This is a genomic window from Arthrobacter sp. PvP103, assembly GCF_017833075.1.
Classification (GTDB): Bacteria; Actinomycetota; Actinomycetes; order Actinomycetales; family Micrococcaceae; genus Arthrobacter.
Window position 1 is genome coordinate 802223 of the sequence record NZ_JAFIBQ010000001.1, and the last position, 19999, is coordinate 822221.

The window sequence follows — 19999 nt, forward strand, 5'->3', positions numbered from 1 at the left end:
GGCCGCGGATCTCCCCCGGGGTGCGGGTAGATCCAAGCTAACCATATAGCGGGGCACCCGCGCCGTCCCGTTAACGCCTGTGTCAGGCGGCACCAAGGACCGCGGGTTAACACCGTGGAGGCGGGACCACCGTACCGGTGTCCCCGCCTCCACGGTCGGGTTGCTGCGGGCCCGGGGCATGTCCTGCCCTATGCCCGGAACCTTATGCGGCCCTTACTGCTCCGCTGCCGCGCCGAGCGTCACGTCAACCTGCTGTTCCTGGCCTCCGCGCTGGATGGTGACCTTCACAGACGCGCCCGCGGGCTGCTCCCTGACGGCTGCGGTCAGCTGATTGGGATCACTGATGGTGAGGTCGTTGAACTTCGTGACGACGTCGCCCACCTTGAGTCCGGCCTTGGCAGCAGCGGAGCCGGACTCCACTGTGGCCACTTCGGCGCCCACCGAGAAGGAAGAGCTCGACGACGTCGACGACTTCGCCTTGACGCTGACTCCGAACTGGCCGTGCGTCGCCTTGCCGTTCTCGATGATCTCCTGGGCCACGCGCTTGGCGTGGTTGATGGGAACGCTGAAGCCCACGCCGATGTTGCCGCTGGTGCTGGAGCTTGAGTCACCCCCGGCCGAGGCGATGGCAACATTCACGCCGATGACTTCACCCTTGCTGTTGACCAGGGCACCGCCGGAGTTGCCGGGGTTGATGGCGGCGTCGGTCTGGATCACGTTGATCGAGATGGAGCCCTGGTTCGAGGGGCTTTGGCTCTGGCCGCCGTCCGGCGGCGCAAACTGGAAGCCGCCCTCGCCGTTGCTCTGCGAATCGTCCGCTCCATCCTTCGGCGCGGCAGAAGAAGCCACGCTGATGGTCCGGTTCAGGGTGGAGACGATGCCGTCGGTGACGGTGCCTGTCAGGCCCAGGGGTGAACCGATGGCGATGGCCGTGTCCCCCACATTCAGCTTGCCGGAGTCGCCAAGGGTTGCCGGAGTCAGCCCGGACGCGTTGTCCACCTTGATGACAGCCAGGTCGCTCAGGGGATCCGTGCCCACGATCTTGGCGGTGAGAACCTTGCCACTATTCGTGCGGACTTCGATGGTGGCGTTGGCCGTTTTGCCGTCCAGTGTCACCACGTGGGTGTTCGTCAGGATATGGCCTTGGTCGTCGAGGATAATGCCTGAGCCGGTGCCGCCGTCGCTACCGCTCGTCGCCTTGATGGTCACAACGCTCGGCGACGCCTTCACCGAAGCAGCAGTGATGACGTTGACGTCGTCCTTGTTGTTCACGATCACGGTGCCGGGCTGGCTGCCGGTGCCGCTGACAGCAGACGTGGAACCGTTGGTCAGGAAGGCGTCACTGGCCGCCACCACGCCGCCGCCCACGAGGCCGGCGGCAAGGATGCTGGCAACCAGGGTTCCCACGCCGAAGGCAGCTTTCCGCTTCGGCGCACTCGCGGGATCGGAGGCGTAGATGCTGCCCTGGTGGTGCTGGTGGGCCTGGTACGGGCCGCCGGCCTGGGGGGCTCCGGCACCTGAATATGTGCCGCTTCCTGTGTGGGCGCCATGCTGGGTGGCGGCGCCGCCCTGCTGGCCGTAGAACGGCTGGTGCTGCGGATAGACGGGCTGCGGGGCACCGTCCGCGCCGGGGTGCGCCTGTCCGTTGTCGGACCGGGCCTGGTCCAGCCGGGCGGTCGGGTTGTCATGGTCTGAGTCTCCGGCCGGCTTCTCCGCTGACTGCGGCTGCGCCCGGTGTGCCGCGTCCAGCGGTTGGGTGTCGGCATGAGGAGGCTGCGCGGGCCAGCCATCCCGGGGCTTTTCCGGACCCCTGTTCTCAGGCGATCCACCCTGTGCTGGGTTCTCAGTCATTAGACTTCCTTTCGTCCTTGTCTGCCTTTAACTATGGACCCTCAGACTGAAGCTAAAGGGGACGTTGGCTGGGAGGTTCCTGAACGCCGTCGGAATCCATTTTTTGCGGGTCCGGGCCACGGGTGCAGCGCTTTTCGCTGGTGGCATATTCCCCGTTGTGGACGGGCATATTGGTGCACCATAGAATCAAATGGAATTGCCACAGCGACCTGCGGCTTTACACATGCGTGGGGGCGCTGCTGCATTCTGTGACGACTGGCTCGGCCCGAATCAGTCGCAGAAGTGCTGAAGGGTTGCACATGCGGTCTAAGTTCAAACGTCTCCTCGCCGTGATCGGCCTTGCCGGGTTGCTGGCGGTCCCCGCCACCTCAGCCTGGGCCGAAGCCCCGGTGCCTATTCCGTCCGGCACTAACATCGTGGACAAGGCCAATGTGCTCGGAAGCCGCAAGGCTGAAGTGCAGGACGCAATCCAGAAGCTCCTCAAGGACCACAAATACAACCTTTACGTGGTTACGGTGAACTCCTTCGAGAGCCCTGATGACCCGACGGCTTGGGGCGAGGCTGTCGCTACGCAGAAGAAGATGGGCAACGCTGACGTCCTGCTCGCCATCTCCACGGCAGGCCAGTACTACTTTGCGCCGTCTACGAAGAGTTCGATCTACGCCAAGAAGTCGAACATCACCCAGAACGCCATCGTGGCTAACCTTGCCGGTGGCAAGAAGGACTACGCCCAGGCCGCCATTGACACCGCATCGGCAGTCGGCGACGCCGCGGGCGGCGGCAGCGGTACCGTCTCATCCGGTGATGGTGCCGGAGCGGCAGTACTAGTCGGCACCGGCGTCGTTGTAGCCGGTGGCGCGGGTGCTTACCTCTATTTCCGGAACCGCCGGAAGAAGGCTGCAGTCGCCTCGAGTGCCAGTTATGGCCCGCAGGGTGCCGAGCTGGACCCGCTGGCTTCACTGAGCGTGGACGAACTGCGCCGGAAGAGCGGTTCGCTGCTTATTGAGGCTGATAACGCCATCAACTCGAGCGAACAGGAACTCGGGTTCGCCCAGGCGCAGTACGGCGATGCCGCCGTCGGAAACTTCACCAAGGCGCTGCAGGAAGCCAAGGGCCACATGTCCGAGTCCTTCAAACTGCAGCAGCAGCTTGACGACCATATTCCGGACACCGAGGAGCAGCAGCGCAGCTGGCTCGGCGAAATCATCCGCCGCTCGGAGGCTGCACTGGCCTCCCTCCAGGAACAAAAGGCAGACTTCGACTCCCTGCGGGAGCTGGAGAAGAACGCACCGCAGGCCCTTGCCGCAGTGAACGCCGGTGCCACCGATGCTGACGCCCGGATCGCCAGCGCGGAGCAAACACTGACTGAACTGCGGGCCAAGTATGCCGACAGCGCCCTTGCGCAAGTTTCGGACAACATCGGGCAGGCCAAGGAGCGGCTCGCCTTCGTGCAAAATGCCAGCTCGACTGCCCAGGACAAGTTGGCCTCCGGCGAGGGCAGCCTGGCCGCCGTTGCCGTCCGCGCCGCCGAGGAAAGCCTGCACCAGACAAAAGTTCTCCTCGAAGCCATCACCAAGGTCTCCGGAAACCTTGACGAGGCACGCAACAGCCTTGAGGCCGCCGTTGCGGACACCTCCCAGGACCTCGCCCAGGCAAGAGCGATGATCCAGTCAGGAGCCCATCCGGAACTTGCCGGACCGGTAGCCGGAGTGGAAGCGGCCCTGGCACAGGTCAAGGCGGAGATCCAGGGTGGGAAGATCGATCCGATTGCCACGCTGGAGCGGGTGGAGGCGGCCCATCAGTCACTGGACCAGTCCCTGACCGGTATCCGCGACCAGCAGGAGCAGGCCCGCCGTGCGCAGGCGTCGTTGCAGCAGACCATCATGTCGGCCCAGGCCCAGATCAGTGCCACCTCGGACTACATCACTGCGCGTCGCGGCGGAGTAGGAACCGAAGCACGGACCCGCCTTGCCGAGGCCCAGCGGAACCTGGACTATGCCCTGTCCATATCCCGCAATGATCCCGTCACCGCCCTGACCTATGCCCAGCAGGCCCACGCACTGGCAGCCCAGGCCGCGCAACTCGCCCAGGGGGATGTGGACAGCTTCGGCTACGCAAACCAGGGCTATGGCCGCGGCGGCATGTTCGGCGGCGGTGGCGGAGGCGGCCTCGGCGGCGCCATCCTGGGCGGCATCCTCATCAACTCCATCCTCAACGGAGGCAGCGGCGGCGGCTGGGGCGGCGGCCACAGCGACGGCGGCGGCTGGGGCGGCGGCGATTTCGGCGGCGGAGGCGGGGACTTCGGCGGAGGCGATTTCGGCGGCGGGGACTCCGGCAGCTTCTAGCCGATCCACAGACTAGGCGGCGGCCGGTACCGCCGGCCGCCGGGTAGAAACGGTACATCAACTGTTCACTGATTTCAGTGGCGACCACTGAGCAGGATGAAAGGCAACACCATGGTTAAGCAGTCCATTTTCGGCCGTATGGCGCAGCTGGCAAAGGCGAACATCAACTCTTTGCTGGACCAGGCCGAAGATCCGCAGAAAATGCTGGACCAGATGGTCCGGGACTACACGAACAACATTGCCGAAGCTGAATCTGCCGTTGCGCAGACCATCGGAAACCTGCGCATGCTCCAGGACGACTACAACGAGGACGTCAAGAACGCCCAGGATTGGGGCAACAAGGCCCTGGCGGCGTCCCGCAAAGCCGACGAGTACCGCAGCAGCGGCGACACCGTGGACGCCCAGAAGTTCGACAACTTGGCCAAGGTCGCCATCCAGCGCCAGATGTCAGCCGAGAACGAGGCCAAGGCTGCCGAGCCCAGCATCGCTTCGCAGACCGAAGTCGTGGAAAAACTCAAGACCGGCCTGGACCAGATGAAGGGCAAGCTCAACGAGCTGACCAGCAAGCGCAATGAGCTGGTGGCCCGCTCCAAGACCGCCGCCGCGCAGTCCCAGGTGCACGACGCCCTCAAGAGCATCGACTTCATGGATCCCACCAGCGAGGTGGGCCGCTTCGAAGAGAAGATCCGCCGCGAAGAAGCCAAGGTCCGCGGTCAGCAGGAACTGGCAGCGTCCAGCCTTGACGCACAGTTCAACCAGCTGGAAGACCTCGGCGAACAGACGGAGATCGAAGCCCGCCTCGCGGCTTTGAAGTCCGGCGGCGCGAAGCCTGCCATCGGATCGTCAGCCAATTCTTCGGCTGCCGGCTCCACTGTTGAAGAAGCTGATTTCGACAAGCTCTAGGCTGCGCCTCCGGTTTTGGCCGGACCACAGAGAGGCCGGGGTCCCGCGAAGGGGCCCCGGCCTCGCTGCGTCTTTGCCGTAAAGCGGGCTAGCGCAGAGCGACAGCAGGTTCTCCTGCCGTGGTCAGCCCGGCCCCGGCCGCCACGCAACTGCCGGAACGAACGTCGCCGTCGTTGTAGACCTGGCGCAGGCAGTTGCGCAGGGCCAGCTGGCCCCAATAGTTGGGGTGCAGCGATTCCTGGATGTAGTAGTCGCTGAACACGGTGCTGGCGGTCCGGACCTCGTTGATCCATTCGCTGACGTCCGCGGCGCCTGCGCCCCGCCAGTCACTCAGCGCGGTGCTGTCCAGCTTCTTCGTTGTGTCCGCACACAGTTCGTGGCCGGTGAAGAGCGCGGCCACGTTCAGCGTGTGAGCGCCGTCCAGACCCGAAGCAGCGATGCCGGCCGAAATGGTGGAGTTGATGGCGGGGACGGCAGTACCCGAAGCCCAATCCAGGTCCGCGTTCCAGAATCCGCAACCGTAGGTGCTCTGCCTGCTGAACCCTGCTTCGGGGTAGGCAATGTCGTAACTGCGCGGCAGCGGCGAGACGTAGTTCTGCACCACCAGGCTGTATTCACCGGGCGCATAGCCGGCGCCGGCCATGGCCTGCGCCACGTTCGCGAGCGAGACGCCGATCCGGGATGCCACTGCGGCCCGGTTTGTCGCCGAAAAGTTCGTAGCCACCGCAGTAGAGTCCTTGCAGTAACTCGGAGCCCAGGACGGGCTGGTCATGAACTTTGACACACACGTGGCGATGATGCCGGCGAAACCAAGATCGTTCCCGCCCACCGAGACCACCACCATCTTGACCCGGTGGGCCGATGCGAAGTTCTGCAGGGCAAGGGCCTGCCCCATATTGCCGGCAGCATCGTTGTAGAAATCCAGGCCAGGCTTGAATTCCCCGGAGGAGTTCCAGGACGTGGCCGTCTTGGCACCGGAACACGCCAGATTCGCTGACTGTGCCTGCCCGATCCTGATCTCCGCCGAGGAGGAGCGGTGGCAGCCGGCCGTACTCTCGGATCGACCGGCATCAAGATAGGCCGCGTCACCCAGCGCATCAGTCTGGCCGGGATCACTCGAGTTGCCGGCCCAGCGGCCCGCTTCCCCCGAAATGTAGGAATCCCCCATGCTGACCACCCACTCATCGCCGCCGACGGGCGCGGCGTGGGCCGAAGGGGCAATGGCAGCGGACACGGTGGCAGCGGCTGCGATTGCCGCAACGAGCGCTCTGGCGGCCGCGAGCCACGGGCGAGCTGTCCCGGGCCGCGTGGCCGGGGAAAGGAATAGCTTCATTGGTCATCCTTTTTCTGCACGCGGCAAGATTGCGGCGCACAGGTGGCCGACGTCCGGCCGCCTCAGCCGGGTGCCGATGTCAACAGGAAAAAAGCCTGATCCGAACGGAACCGTCCGTGCGGAGAATGAACGCAGGGGACAACTGGAGCGAGTCTACGGCCAAGTTACCGGCCGGTAAATAGCGCCCGCCGGCGTGTACCGTGGAACCATGCCTTCCACCATTGTCTGGCTCCGTGACGACCTTCGGCTCGATGACAATCCGGCCCTGGCCGATGCGGCGGCCATGGGCCACCCGCTGACCGTCGTCTACATTCTGGATGAAGAATCACCGGGGGTGCGGCCCCTCGGCGGGGCGGCCAAATGGTGGCTCCACCATTCATTGGTGTCCTTGGCCGGCGGTCTGGAAGCGGCAGGCTCCCGACTGGTCCTTCGACGCGGGAGCGCTGCAGGAATCATCCAGGAGCTGGCTGCCGAAACCGGAGCCACCCATCTCAGGTGGAACCGCAGGTACGGCGGACCTGAACGCAGCATCGACGCCGGCGTCAAAGCCTGGGCAGGGGAACAGGGACTTGATGCGGCGAGCTTCCAGGCCAGCCTCATGTTCGAGCCCTGGACCGTCCGCACCGGGGCGGGCGGGCCGTACAAGGTCTTCACGCCCTTCTGGCGCGCATGCCTCGAAAGCGGAGAGCCGCGGATCCCCTCCGACGGCCCCGGCACGCTGCCTCATCCCGCCGGGCACGGAGACGGCGGGCCGCCCCAAAGCGATGACCTGGACAGCTGGGCGCTTCTCCCCCGCACGCCCGACTGGAGCGCAGGACTCGCGGAACAGTGGACGCCCGGCGAAGCGGGCGCCCACAGCCGTCTGAAGGACTTCCTGGACGGCCCTGTCGAGGAGTATGGAACCGGCCGCGACCGGCCGGGAGTCGAAGGCACCAGCCGCCTCTCCCCCCATCTTCGCTTTGGTGAGATCAGTCCCTTCCGCATCTGGCACGCGCTCCGTGAGCGCTTCCCGCGCCAGGCTCCTGCCGACGTCGGAATCTTCCGCTCCGAACTGGGCTGGCGCGAGTTTTGCTGGCAGCTTCTGTACGAGAACCCGGAGCTGGCCAGCCGAAACTACCGTCCCGACTTTGACCGGTTCGAATGGCAGACGCCGTCGGACGCCGAACTGGAAGCCTGGCAGCAGGGCCGGACAGGCTATCCGCTGGTGGACGCCGGGATGCGCCAGCTGTGGCAGACGGGTTGGATGCACAACCGCGTCCGCATGGCTGCCGCGTCGTTCCTGGTGAAGAACCTGCTCGCGGACTGGAGGCTGGGCGAAGCCTGGTTCTGGGACACGCTGGTGGACGCCGATTCCGCAAGCAACCCGGCCAACTGGCAATGGGTGGCGGGCTCCGGAGCGGACGCCTCCCCCTATTTCCGGATCTTCAACCCCGTGACGCAAAGCAAGAAATTCGACGCCGCCGGCCGCTACCTGCGGGAGTTCATTCCGGAGATCGCGAACCTGAGTGACAAAGAGATCCACGAACCGTGGAAGGCGCCGGAACTGGCCGCCGGTTATCCGGAGCCGTTGGTGGGCCTGCCCGAGTCGCGTGAGCGGGCCCTGGAGACATACCAGAAGCTCAAGGACAGCTAGGCTGCGGCAGGGTCCGGCGCCCCTGCTGCGGACCGGTCAGCGGCTGCTGACCTTGCCCATCAGGGAAGCTATGGGACTCAGGAAGAGCGGCCGTGCCAGGAACCACCCGGCGACCATCACTGCGACGGACGCCGCGAAGATGCCGAATCCCACCCAGCTGACGTCGTCGCTGCCGCCGTACATGTGGTTGAGGTTCCGGAGGGCTCCGGTGGCCAGCACCAGGAAAACGTGGACCACAATGAAGGCGACGAAGTAGATCATCACCGGGAAGTGCACGGCGCGGGCAGCCTCGATTGGATAGGCCTTGTTCAGCGCCTTGGCATTCTTAGGCCACGCCGAGGACATCCGCAGGCCCGTGATGAAGGCCAGGGGCGCCGCGATGAAGACGGTCAGGAAGTACGTCAATAGCTGGAGGGCGTTGTAGTTGACCCAACCGTTCTCCGTCGGCCAGTTCAGCGAGGCGTACTGCAGCGCGGCCGAGAGCGCGTTCGGGAAGACATCCCAGCTGGTGGGTACGATCCTGGCCCACTGGCCGGTGGCGAAGATCAGGACCGCGAACACGATGCCGTTGAGGATCCACAGCGCGTCAAGGACAAGATGGAACCACAGCGCCAGGCTGATCTTCGTCGGCGCATTCCTGGTACGGACCAGGCCCTTGTTGTTCCGGGTCCAGTAGGCGGCCGGACGCGTCTGCGTGCGCACCTGCCAGCCGGAACGGATGATCAGCAGCAGGAAGAAGCCGTTGAGGAAGTGTTGCCACGCCAACCAAGCCGGAAACCCCACGGGAGTGCCCTCAGGCAGCTCTGTATGGCCCGGGTAGGCCGCCAGGAAGTCTTTTACCCCGGCGAGCCCCGTGACCCACTTAGCGAGCAGTACCACGAGAAGAAGGGCAACGAGCGCGGCCGGAACTGCCCAGTACAGCTTGGCCCATTTGCTCTTCGCAGGTCCGGACTTCTTCTTGGTTGGTAGAGACATCGAGCAGCATTCCTCTCGAGAATGATCGACTAGAAACAGGCGGGTCCGCCCTGCCGGGTGCACCGACAGGAGCGGCGGCCGGGTTAAGTGCGCCTTAATAGCTTGAATCATGAACAGCGGAAGAGCGAACCCGTGCGGGGCTTCGGTCATGCCCCGCAACATAGCGACCCCCGCCTGGAGGCGGCGGCCAGCCCATGCGTTGATCGACATCGAACAGCCGCATGGCACCGCAGGTCGTTGCCCCCGGGAATGAGAATACTAGGAAATGCTAGTAGTTGGAGTGCTTCAGACAAGAAAAGAGGCCCTGACCGGCATAATTCCCGGTCAGGGCCTCTCATAGTGGTTGCGGGGACAGGATTTGAACCTGTGACCTCTGGGTTATGAGCCCAGCGAGCTACCGAACTGCTCCACCCCGCGTCGCTTGATCAACACTACCCTACTTTTGGGACCGTCCCGACCACCCCATGCCTGGACCACTACCGGTCCGCCGGACGCTCCACCGAGCGGTCCGCTCAACGGTCCGCCGGACGCTCCACCGAGCGGTCCGCTCAACGGTCCGCCGGACGGCCCATGTGCAACCCGCCGGCAGCAAAGCAAAAGACCCGGAATTCTCTTTCGAGAATTCCGGGTCTTTCCGTCAGTTGCGGGGACAGGATTTGAACCTGTGACCTCTGGGTTATGAGCCCAGCGAGCTACCGAACTGCTCCACCCCGCGTCGCAAGAACAACATTACCTGCCGGTGAACGTCAGACCAAATTGAGGGGACGTGATCTGCGTCTCCGCGTCGACACGGGCCTTCCGGACCCGCGCTACCGGGCTTCCTGACCGGCGCTACCGGGCCCGGGAATTGGTACTCCAGCCGGAAACCGCAAAGGCCGGTTTCCCCTTCCTGCTGGAAGGGAAACCGGCCTTGCGGGCGGGCGTTACGGGGAGCACGCTCCCCCTGATCAGTTACTCGGAGAGGGCGACGGCGTCGCGGCGGCCGACGGGGTCGCTGTGGGAGCCGTGGTGGCTCCCGGCGTCGGCGAGGCACCTTCCGAACCGAGCTTCGCTTCGGCATCGATCGCCTTCTGGAGGGCGGCGGACAGCTTCTTCTGCTGCTCGCCGTAGGCGGCGAAGTCCCCCTTGGCCAGAGCCTCCTGGCCCGCACGGATGGCTGCGTTCGCCTCATCCAGCGCGGCTTTCAGTTCCGCCTTGGCGTCCGTACCACCGGTGGCCGGCGGAGTGCTTCCTCCGGCTGCGGGCGGCGGTGTCTGGCCGTTATTGGCAAAGTCACCGGCCTTGGCGCCCGACTGGCCGCCGAAGAGTTGGTTCAGCGCTTCATCCAGTGTCGGCGCGAACCCGATCTTGTCACCGAAGGCAACCAGCACGCGCTGCAGTGTGGGGTAGGACGTTTCGCCCGTGGAGCGGAGGTAGACAGGCTGCACGTACAGCAAACCGCCGCCCACCGGGAGGGTCAGCAGGTTGCCGTTGAGGACGGCCGACGCGCCTTGCCGGAGCAGGTTCAACGCCTGGGACACTGTGGGATCGGAGTTGAACTTGTTCTGGGCCTGGCCCGGGCCCGGGACCTGAGCTTCCGGAGGAATCTGCAGCAGCCGTAGCTGGCCGTAGCTTTCCGCCTTCACGCCCTTCTGGTTGCCGGCATCGGAGTCCGCGGCCAGGAAGCCGTAGAGCACGTTGCGAGCGGTGCCGTTGACCACCTGCGGAATGAACGACGACGTGAGCTGGAAGGCGGGCTTGTCCTGGTCCGGCATCTGCAGTGACATGTAGAACGGCGGCTGCTTGACCTCTTCCTTGACCGTGGGATCGTTCGGCACGGACCAGGCATCGTTGTTCGTGTAGAAGTTGTCCGGCTGCGTGACGTGGTAGCGGCCCAGCAGTTCGCGCTGGACCTTGAACAGGTCCTCGGGGTAGCGGACGTGGCTCATAAGCGCGCCGGACATCTCCGAATAGGGCTTCAGGGATGTCGGGAAGACGTTCTGCCATGCCTTCAGCACCGGGTCCTGATCATCCCAGGCGTAAAGCGTCACCGAGCCGTCGTAGGCGTCAACCGTTGCCTTCACGGAGTTGCGGATGTAGTTCACCGAGCTATTCGGCAACGCGACCGTGCGCCCGGCCGTGGTCTGCGAATCAGCGGTGGCTGCGGACAGTTGCTCCTGCTGCGAGTACGGGTAGTACTGGCTGGTGGTGTAGCCGTCCACGATCCACTTCACGCGGCCGTCCACCACCGCCGGGTAGGCGTTGCCGTCGACCGTGAGGTAGGGGGCCACCTTTTCGACGCGGTCCCGCGGGTTGCGGTCGTAGAGGATCTGCGACTCGGCGTTGACGCCGTCGGACAGCAGCAGGTCGGACGATTGGAACTTGATCGCGTAGAGGACCTTGTTGAAGAAGCTGCCTACGTTCGGGCCGCCGTTGCCGGTGAAGGTGTACTGGGTTTCGCCATCGCCTTCCTTGCCGGCGGGACGGTCCTGCTCACGGTGCGGCGAACCCTCGGGTGCCCCTACGATCGAGTACTCGGGCGAGTTTTCGCCGAAGTAGATCCGGGGCTGGTACGTCGAATCGTTGCCGAGCACGCCGGTGGATGGAATGCCGGCCTGCAGGAACTCAGGCTTGCCGTCGGCGGTGAACTTGTTGCCCTTAGCGGCCACTACGCCGTAACCGTGGGTGTAGACCACGTGCCGGTTCAGCCAGGACTGCTGGTTGGCGCTGAGGCCGTCCGGGTTCAGCTCGCGGACAGCAATCACAGTGTCCTGCACCTTGCCGTCAACTTCATACCGGTCCACGTTGAGCGCGCTCGGGAACTGGTAGTAGGGACGGTACTGCTCAAGCTGGGAGAAGGCGTCCGAAATCAGGTTCGGGTCCAGGAGGCGGATATTGGCAGTGGTCTGCGCGTCCGGTGCCAGTGCTCCTGTGGTGGCGTTAGTGGTGGCGTTGTACCGCTTCTCCTGGATCTTATCCAGGCCGTAGGCGGCGCGGGTCATGCTGATGTTCCGCTCGATGAACTGCCTCTCGAGGGTCTGTTCCGACGGGCGCACCTGGAACTGCTGGATGACCCACGGGTAGACACCGCCGGCGAGGATGGAGGTGATGACCAGCATTGCCGTGCCGATGACGGGCAGTCGCCATTTGCCGATCACTGCGGCGACGATGAACAGGATTGCCACCAGCGCGGCGGCTACAGCCAGGATCGATTTGGTGGGGATGACGGCGTTGACGTCCGTGTAAAGGGCGCCGGCCCAGCGTCCGTTGCTGTTCTGAACTGAGGAATAGCGGTCCAGCCAGAAGTTCACGCCAAGCAGAAGCAGGAAGACCGCACCGGTGACGGCGAGGTGGATTTGGGCGGCACGGCTGGTGAAGATGCCGCGTTCCATGATCCGGATGCTGCCGTAGAGATAGTGCGTCAGGATTCCCGCGATACCAGCGACCACAACGACGCTGATGAGGAAGCCGGTCACGAAGCCGAGGAACGGCAGGGTCATCAGGTAGAAGCTGATGTCCAGGTTGAACTGCGGATCGTTCTGGCCGAACGGCTCCTGGTTCAGGAACAGCAGCACCTTCTGCCACTGACTGGCGGCCGCACTTCCGGCAAAGAGACCGAACAGCACCGGCAGACCGATCATGACCACCCGGCGGACGGGTTCCAGTTGAGCCTGGTAGCGGTTCAGGTTGTCCCTGATCTCCGAGTCCGGCGCGTAGACGGGACGGGCGTGGTACGCGATCCGAATGGCATAGAACATGGCCACGAACATCAGCGCGAAGCCGGCAAGGAAGATGATGATCCGGGCCAGGTTCTCCGTGAGGAATACTTCAAAGAACCCGAGCTGCTGGTACCAGAGGACATCGGTCCAGACATTGGCGAAGAAGATGAATCCGACCACAACCAGTGCAACGACGATCAACGTCGGCGTCAAGGCACCTCGCCTTGGCTGGGGTCTTCCGGGCGGAGTGGAGCTGGCGGGACGGGACAAACTCGGTACCTCATAGCTGGTTGTCAGTTACTGGTCTTGTCAAGAAATCAGGGTGCGCGTGATGATGTGCTGCTAGAACTGCCGCGTCACCCCGAACACGGGGCTCAGCAGCGTTCACTAGTGCCACGAGTGGCACTAGTGCTTAGTTCCTGCAATTAGTCTAGTTGCTGGTGCACGCGGGAAGCCCGGATGTGTCCCCGCCTGAACCGATCACGGTGACGGCTTCCCGTGCCTCGGCCAGGTTCTCGACTTTGACCACCTGCAGCCCGTCCGGAATGTGTCCCACCACTTCCGGGCAGTTGGCTGCCGGTGCCAGGAACACCTCCGCGCCGTCCGCCCTGGCACCGTACATCTTCTGTCCGATACCGCCGATGGATCCCACGACGCCGTCGGGCGTGATGGTGCCGGTCCCGGCGATGTGTTTGCCTCCGGTCAGGTCCCCCGGGGTGACGGTGTCGATGATGCCCAGGGCGAACATCATGCCCGCGCTGGGGCCACCCACCTTGTCGAGGGAAATCTTCACGTCAAAGGGGAACTTGAAGTCGTACTGCAGCAGCACACCAAGGATGAACTTGCCTGCCGCGTTCTCCGTGGGGGTAATAGTTTCGGTCACCGGCGTTCCGTTCCGGTCGACGACGACGATGGCCGGTTTGCCCTGCCCGGCGGCAAGTTCCTCCTGCACTACGCTGAGCGACGTCACAGGCTTGCCGTTCACAGTGTTGAACACATCGCCGGCCTGCAGCTTGCCGGCGGACGCCGACCGCTCCGCGAGGTCGGCCACCCGCAGTTTCTGCTCAAAGGGAATATCAAGCTCCTTCAGGGCGGACGCCGTGGCGTTCTCCTGGGAAGTGGTCATGGCCACAGCACTCTCCTGCTGGGATTCCTCCTTGGTGACCCCGCTCGGAAAGATGAGCTCTTCCGGATAAACAGCCTTCGACTTGTCCAGCCAGGCTGAGAAAGCCTCGAATACGCTGACCGGGCCATTGGGTCCGCCGTCGACATAGACAGTGGTGAGGTCCAGGTTGCCCTTGGCCGGGAACGTCTCGCGGCCGGTCACGCTGATGACCGGTTTGCCGTTGTCGTTGGCGAGGGTGTTGAAGGTTGGCCCGGGCGATTCCACGACATAGGGCACGGGAAGGCTCGCGGCGGTGATACCCAGTGCCAGTGCCACCAGCCCGGAGGTCACCATGGCGGGGTAGCGGTTATCGCGTGCTTTGGCCCGGCGGGACTTGGGCCGGCGCAAAAGCCTGCCGCGCGGGCTACCGCTGCCGCTTCCGGATTCCGCCGGATCCCCCGGAACCTGGTCACCCTGAGTGATTGTCAATGAAGGACCTCTCCGTACCTGCGCCCGCGGACGCGGCCCCGTGGCTGAACCGGATCGCACTGACGGCAGCCTGCAAATATTCCGATTACTAACACTACGCGTTGAGCGGGCGCTGCCGCTCTTTGCCTACAGCGAACGGGGCCGGATTCGGCAGACAGCCGCCAAGGCACCGGGGTACCGTGAAGGTGAGCAACAGTCACACCGACGATCGGCGGGATCATGACCTCCAACCCACTCAATCCGTCCAATGGCGACGACGACAACCCCAAGGATCCGCTTGCGGAAATGCTTCAGAACCTTATGGGCGGGAAGGGCATGGGCGACATAGACCCCGCCGAGCTGGCCAAGGCCGCAGGCCTTCCTGACGATCCGAACCTGCTTGCCCAGATGTTCTCGCAGGTGCAGGCCATGATGAGCGCCCCCTCTGAAGGGCCCGTCAACTGGCAGCTTGCCCACGACAACGCGAGGCGGGTGGCAGCGAGCGGCTCCGACCCCTCTGTCACGGCGCAACAGTCGCGCGACATCGATGAGGCACTGCGCTTGGCCGAACTGTGGCTTGACCAGGTCACGGACCTCCCCGCGACAGGCCTGATCGGCCGGGCATGGTCCCGGGCGGAATGGGTGGAGGAGACGCTCGGCACGTGGAAGCGGCTCACCGAACCGGTGGCGAATAGCATTGCCAATGCACTGTCCACCGCCATGACCGAGCAGATGCCCGAAGAAATGAAGTCCATGATGGGCGGAGCTTCATCCATGCTGCAGAACATGGGCGGTGCCATCTTCGGCATGCAGCTGGGCCAGGCCATCGGCGCCCTGTCTGCGGAAGTAGTGAGTTCAACGGACATCGGGGTGCCGCTGGCCGACCTGGAAATGGCCCTTCTCCCGGCCAATGTGGCCAAGTTCGGCGAAGGCCTGAGCCTGCCCGAAAACGACATCCGGCTTTTCCTGGCGGTGCGGGAAGCAGCGCACGCCCGGCTCTTCGTCCAGGTGCCCTGGCTCCGCGGACACCTGCTGGGTGCCATCGAGGCCTACGCCCGTGGCATCCACATAGACACGTCCAAGATCGAGGAACTGGCGCGGGAAATCGACCCCAGCAATCCCGAAGGCATCCAGGAGGCGCTGTCCCAGGGCGTTTTCATGCCCCAGCGGACGCCCGCCCAGGAACAGGCACTGGAAAAACTGGAAACGGCGCTGGCGCTGGTTGAAGGCTGGGTGGACGAACTGACCGCAGCGGCCACGGAGAAGTTCCTGCCCTCGGCATCGGCACTGCGTGAAACGGTCCGGCGGCGCCGTGCCACCGGCGGCCCGGCAGAGCACGCCTTCTCGTCCCTGGTGGGCCTGGAGCTGCGTCCCCGCCGCCTTCGCGAGGCTGCCGCCCTGTGGGCCTCGCTCAAGGAAGAACGTGGCACCGAGGGCCGGGACGCCATCTGGCAGCACCCGGACCTCCTGCCCACAGGCGAGGACCTGGACGACCCGCAGGGGTTCAGTGCGCGGCGCAAGCTCGCCGAAGCGAGCGACACGGAGGTGGATGACGCCCTGCAGAAACTGTTGAACGGCGGATTCGACGAACCGGCCGCGGACGATGCAGCCCCCGACAAGGACAATGACGGCTCCGCCACGGAAACGGGCGGTTCGGGCACGGACGACGACGGCGGGACGCCTCGGGCCTGACCTGCTGGCTTTCCTGCCCGCTAGCCGAGCACTGACGGAACGTTGGTTCCGTCAGTGCTCGTGCTGTCTCCGTCAACGTCCGGTGAGATTCCGCGGGACGTGGCGAACGCGACGCCCTCGAGGAACGCCTTGGCCCGCTGGGTTTCGGGGTAGGCCTCCAGGAGGCGCCAAAACGCGGCGTTGTGCCCGGCGACGAGCAGATGCGCCAGTTCGTGCAGCAGCACGTAGTCAATCACCCACTGCGGCATGGGCCGCAGCTTGTCCGAAAGCCGGATGGTTCCGTCCGCGGGTGTGGCCGAACCCCAGCGGGAATTCTGGTTGCTGACCCAGCGCACTGAAGTCGGCACGGAACGGCCCCCAAGGTACTTCGCCGACAGTTCGGCTGCGTGCGCGGCCAGGGCGGCGTCCGTGGCCGGCCTGCGCTGTCCTGCCCCGCGCGACCGCCGGGTTCCCTGCAGCCGGAGCTTCTCCAGCATCCGGTGGACCCATTCGCTTTCCTGTGCCTTGCTGAAATGCGCCGGGATTGCCACCACGGCCGTTCCGTTCTCCCAGAACGCGGCCACGGTCCGGCGACGGCGCGCGGAACGACGGACCAGCACCGGGGCGCCGTCGGAGGTAGTCTGCGGAATCGCCCGTGGTTGGGCGCTTCCGGCCATCAGGCGCTGCCGCTTTCCGTGAGGACCTCGAGCACGGCTTCGCCGTACTTCTCCAGCTTCGAGGGACCGATTCCGGCCAGCTGGGACAATTCCTCGAGGGACGCCGGCCGTGCCTCCGCGATCGCAGTCAACGTCGCATCGGTAAACACCACGAACGCCGGAACTTCGGCGGCAAGAGCCACATCCTTCCGCCACTGGCGCAGCGCGTCGAAGGTCTGTTCCTCGTAGCTCGGCGGGCACTGGCTGCAGCGGCCGACCTTGCGTTCGGCGCCGTTGGACAGCATGCTTCCGCAGACCCGGCACATCGCAGGTGTCGCTGCCTTCCGCCGCGGAGCGGGGCCCTTGCCGCGCGCCGTCGAACTGGCCACCGAGTCCGGCCGAAGGCCGTCCAGGAACCGCGACGGCTTCCGGTTTGCCCTGCCGCCGGGGGTCCGGGCCAACGACCAGGACAGCGATAAGTGCTCGCGCGCGCGGGTGATGCCCACGTACAGCAACCGGCGCTCCTCATCCACGTCCTCCGGGGAGTCGGCGAACGAGATCGGCATGAGCCCTTCGCAGAGGCCCACGAGGAAGACCGCATCCCATTCGAGCCCCTTGGCGGCGTGCAGCGACGCCAGGGTCACACCTTGGACGGTGGGGGCATGCTGGGCAAGCGACCGTTCCTGCAATTCGTTGACAAAATCCGAAAGGCTGAACTGCGGGCCCCGGCTCAGCACCAGCTCATCCGCCAGGGCAACCAGTGCCGCCAGCGACTCCCAGCGTTCCCGCAGCGCTCCGCCGTTGTGCGGGGCGGACTCCGTGTAGCCCAGGGACGCCACGATGTCCCGGACAAGCTGGCCCAGGGGCTCGGGTTCCGACGTTTCGGCAGCGGCCCGGGTGGCAGCCCTCAGCTGGAGGATTGCGTCCCGCACTTCCTTCCGGGCGAAGAACCGTTCTCCGCCGCGCAGCTGGTAGCCGATTCCGGCTGAAGCCAAAGCCTGTTCATAGGCCTCGGACTGCCCGTTGGTGCGGAACAGCACGGCGATCTCGCTGGCCGGGGTGCCGGCGTCGAGCAGTTCGCGGATCTTGATAGCTACCGTCGCGGCTTCGGCTTCATCATCCGCGCACTCTGTGAACTGCGGCGGAGGCCCCGGCGGCCGTTGCGCGACGAGCTTGAGCGGCGCCGCCCACGCGGCGTCCGCCACGGGGCCGCCGCTGCGCCGTCCCGCGAGCAGGTCATTGGCGAGCTTTACCACCTGCGGCGTGGAGCGGTAATCCCGGATCAGCTTGACGACGTTGGCGCCGGGGTACATGGCTTTGAAACCGAGCAGGTGTTTGGGTGAGGCGCCGGTAAACGAGTAGATGGTCTGGCTGGCGTCGCCAACGACGCACAGCTCATCGCGTCCTCCCAGCCAGAGCTCCAGGAGCCGCTGTTGCAACGGCGAGACGTCCTGGTATTCGTCCACCACGAAGTGGCGGTATTGTTCGCGGACGGTAGCTGCCACCTTCGGGTCCTCCTGCAGGATCCCTACAGTGATTAGCAGGACGTCCTCAAAGTCGATGACGTTGCGGTCCGTTTTGACGTCCTCATAGGACTGGAACACCCGTGCCACAGCTGTCAGGTCGAACCCTCCGGGGTTGCCGCGGTCCTGCGCGTTCTCGAGGTAGTTCGCCGGCGTCAGCATGGACACCTTGGCCCACTCGATCTCGGAGGCGAGGTCCCTGATGGATGCACGGTCCGTGCTGAGCCGGAGTCGGCGGGCGGCCTCGGCGATCATCTGTGCCTTGTGGTCGAGGAGATTCGGCAGCGCCCCGCCGACGGCCTGCGGCCAGAAGAATTGCAACTGCCTCAGCGCGGCAGCGTGGAACGTCCTCGCCTGGACGTTGCCCACCCCGAGATCCCGGAGCCGGCTCCGCATCTCCGCCGCTGCGCGCGCAGTAAATGTCACGGCCAACAGCCGCTGCGGGCTGTAGACGCCTGAGTGCACGCCATAGGCGATGCGGTGGGTGATGGCGCGCGTCTTTCCGGTGCCGGCACCCGCGAGCACGCAGAGGGGTCCGTTCAGCGTGCTCGCAACCTCCCGCTGCTCGTCGTCCAAACCGCCGAGAATGCGCTCTTCCAAGGACCGGGTGTCCAGCAGGGCGGGATCGGGGGACGCGCCGTCGCCGGGCAGGGTGCGTTCAAAATTGTCAGTTGTCACGTGGTGCTCATGTCGATTGGTGCTCGGTGGATCAGTTCTGTCAGTCGGAGGTCCGCAGTGCGTGGTGAAGTCATTCGTCGGCCGGGCGGTCCTGGATGACGCCGCCGTACCAGTGCTCAATCAGGGAACGGGCGATGGACAGTCGGCTGGAAATAACGATCTCCCCGCTCAACACAGCGGCCTGGAGTTCCTCGCGGCTGAACCAGCGCGCCCGGGTGACCTCCACGCCGTCGGGCGTTGCCTCCGTATCCAGTGTCCTGGCCGTGAAACCCAGCATCAGCGAGGCCGGAAACGGCCAGGACTGGGAACCGAGATACTGGGTGGCCGTAATCCGAACACCAACTTCCTCCTGGATTTCGCGGACGACCGCCTGTTCCAGTGACTCGCCCGGCTCCACGAATCCGGCCAGGGTGGAATAGTTTTTCGCATCCAGTGGTCCGCCGCCGCCCAGCAGGAGCCTGTCATCCGGGCCGACCACCGTCACGATAATCGCGGGGTCCGTCCGGGGGTAGTGTTCGGAGTTGTCGGCAGGACAGCGGCGGACCCATCCCCCTGCTTCCACGACCGTCGGGGCACCGCACCGCGGGCAATGAACGTGCGTGGCATGCCAGTTGGCGATGGCACTGGCTTCGATGAACAGGGCGGTGTCGGTGGCGTTCAGGCGGGCCGCCACGTCCCGGAACCCCGTCCACACGGCGTCCGATGGGATTCCGGCGATGCCGCGTTCGAACTGTTCCGCCCGGACCTCGAACGGCTCCGGCAGGACAAAAAGGACGATTTCCGTACCTTCGTCCAGGTGTGAGCCGGCGAGGGCGGAACCGAGGTAGATGGTCATCGACGGCGGTGTTCCGGCTTCGCCCAAGCTCTCCGCGAGCCCGGCGGCGTCCGTCAGCAGGAGGCTGTCGCCACGGACCAATGCCTGTCGGTGCGAGAGGACCATGGCCAGCGCCCGTCCTGAACCGACCACGGAGTCAACCATGCCCGGTTTCATCCGGGCGCCCGATCCCCTGTCAATAAGGGCCGGACGGACCGGAAGGACTGTGTCCATAAGGTGGTTCGCCGGGAGCCGCGTCAATGGCGGCGTGCTGCCCCGGGACGCATTTTCTGTTAACTGGTTTTTGGATGCCGGGGACTCCGCAAGACTCATGTACCCACCGTAC

The 19999-nt window shown here is 65.1% G+C and carries 12 protein-coding genes and 2 tRNA genes; 4 read left to right on the plus strand and 10 right to left on the minus strand.

What is annotated here, in order from left to right; all coding sequences use genetic code 11:
• Window positions 1-213: 213 nt before the first annotated feature.
• A complete protein-coding gene (locus JOE41_RS03710; protein WP_209750963.1) occupies window positions 214-1851 on the minus strand; it encodes a S1C family serine protease in 1638 nt (545 codons plus the stop codon).
• Between the two features lie 299 nt (window positions 1852-2150).
• Between JOE41_RS03710 and JOE41_RS03715 the strand changes: the two genes are divergently transcribed.
• Window positions 2151-4196: a TPM domain-containing protein gene (locus tag JOE41_RS03715; RefSeq protein WP_209750965.1), complete on the plus strand. Its 2046-nt coding sequence runs from the start codon at window positions 2151-2153 to the stop codon at window positions 4194-4196.
• A gap of 111 nt (window positions 4197-4307) precedes the next feature.
• A complete protein-coding gene (locus JOE41_RS03720; protein WP_043430842.1) occupies window positions 4308-5099 on the plus strand; it encodes a PspA/IM30 family protein in 792 nt (263 codons plus the stop codon).
• An 88-nt stretch (window positions 5100-5187) separates the two neighbouring features.
• Here JOE41_RS03720 and JOE41_RS03725 read toward each other — a convergent pair whose 3' ends face one another.
• Window positions 5188-6432, minus strand: coding sequence for a hypothetical protein (locus tag JOE41_RS03725; RefSeq protein ID WP_209750967.1), 1245 nt, complete (start codon window positions 6430-6432; stop codon window positions 5188-5190).
• 208 nt (window positions 6433-6640) lie between these two features.
• Between JOE41_RS03725 and JOE41_RS03730 the strand changes: the two genes are divergently transcribed.
• Complete coding sequence (locus JOE41_RS03730) at window positions 6641-8065, plus strand: deoxyribodipyrimidine photo-lyase (protein WP_209750969.1); 1425 nt, start codon at window positions 6641-6643, stop codon at window positions 8063-8065.
• A 36-nt stretch (window positions 8066-8101) separates the two neighbouring features.
• Here the strand turns inward: JOE41_RS03730 and JOE41_RS03735 are convergent, their stop codons facing one another.
• The 5 genes from JOE41_RS03735 to JOE41_RS03755 all read right to left on the minus strand — a co-directional run bounded on the left by JOE41_RS03735 (window position 8102) and on the right by JOE41_RS03755 (window position 14332).
• Window positions 8102-9040 (minus strand): cytochrome b/b6 domain-containing protein, encoded by a 939-nt coding sequence (locus tag JOE41_RS03735; RefSeq protein ID WP_209750971.1) that lies wholly within the window; start codon window positions 9038-9040, stop codon window positions 8102-8104.
• 340 nt (window positions 9041-9380) lie between these two features.
• Window positions 9381-9457, minus strand: a tRNA-Met gene (locus JOE41_RS03740).
• Window positions 9458-9681: 224 nt separating this feature from the next.
• Window positions 9682-9755: transfer RNA gene (locus JOE41_RS03745), tRNA-Met, on the minus strand.
• Window positions 9756-9987: 232 nt separating this feature from the next.
• Window positions 9988-13008 (minus strand): UPF0182 family protein, encoded by a 3021-nt coding sequence (locus JOE41_RS03750; protein ID WP_011692589.1) that lies wholly within the window; start codon window positions 13006-13008, stop codon window positions 9988-9990.
• A 160-nt stretch (window positions 13009-13168) separates the two neighbouring features.
• On the minus strand, window positions 13169-14332 hold the full coding sequence (locus JOE41_RS03755) for a PDZ domain-containing protein (RefSeq protein WP_209750973.1): 1164 nt from the start codon (window positions 14330-14332) through the stop codon (window positions 13169-13171).
• Window positions 14333-14551: 219 nt separating this feature from the next.
• Here JOE41_RS03755 and JOE41_RS03760 point away from each other — a divergent pair, with 219 nt between their 5' ends.
• Window positions 14552-16003 (plus strand): zinc-dependent metalloprotease, encoded by a 1452-nt coding sequence (locus JOE41_RS03760; RefSeq protein WP_209750975.1) that lies wholly within the window; start codon window positions 14552-14554, stop codon window positions 16001-16003.
• Between the two features lie 20 nt (window positions 16004-16023).
• Here the strand turns inward: JOE41_RS03760 and JOE41_RS21155 are convergent, their stop codons facing one another.
• The 3 genes from JOE41_RS21155 to nudC all read right to left on the minus strand — a co-directional run bounded on the left by JOE41_RS21155 (window position 16024) and on the right by nudC (window position 19986).
• The gene (locus JOE41_RS21155; RefSeq protein ID WP_011692592.1) at window positions 16024-16659 is read right to left on the minus strand and encodes a M48 family metallopeptidase; all 636 of its coding nucleotides are present in this window, start codon (window positions 16657-16659) and stop codon (window positions 16024-16026) included.
• Window positions 16659-18839 (minus strand): ATP-dependent DNA helicase UvrD2, encoded by a 2181-nt coding sequence (locus tag JOE41_RS03770; RefSeq protein WP_374068675.1) that lies wholly within the window; start codon window positions 18837-18839, stop codon window positions 16659-16661. Before JOE41_RS03770 ends, JOE41_RS21155 begins: the two co-directional genes overlap by 1 nt.
• Window positions 18840-18909: 70 nt before the next feature.
• Window positions 18910-19986: an NAD(+) diphosphatase gene (gene nudC, locus JOE41_RS03775; protein WP_374068676.1), complete on the minus strand. Its 1077-nt coding sequence runs from the start codon at window positions 19984-19986 to the stop codon at window positions 18910-18912.
• Window positions 19987-19999: the final 13 nt, after the last annotated feature.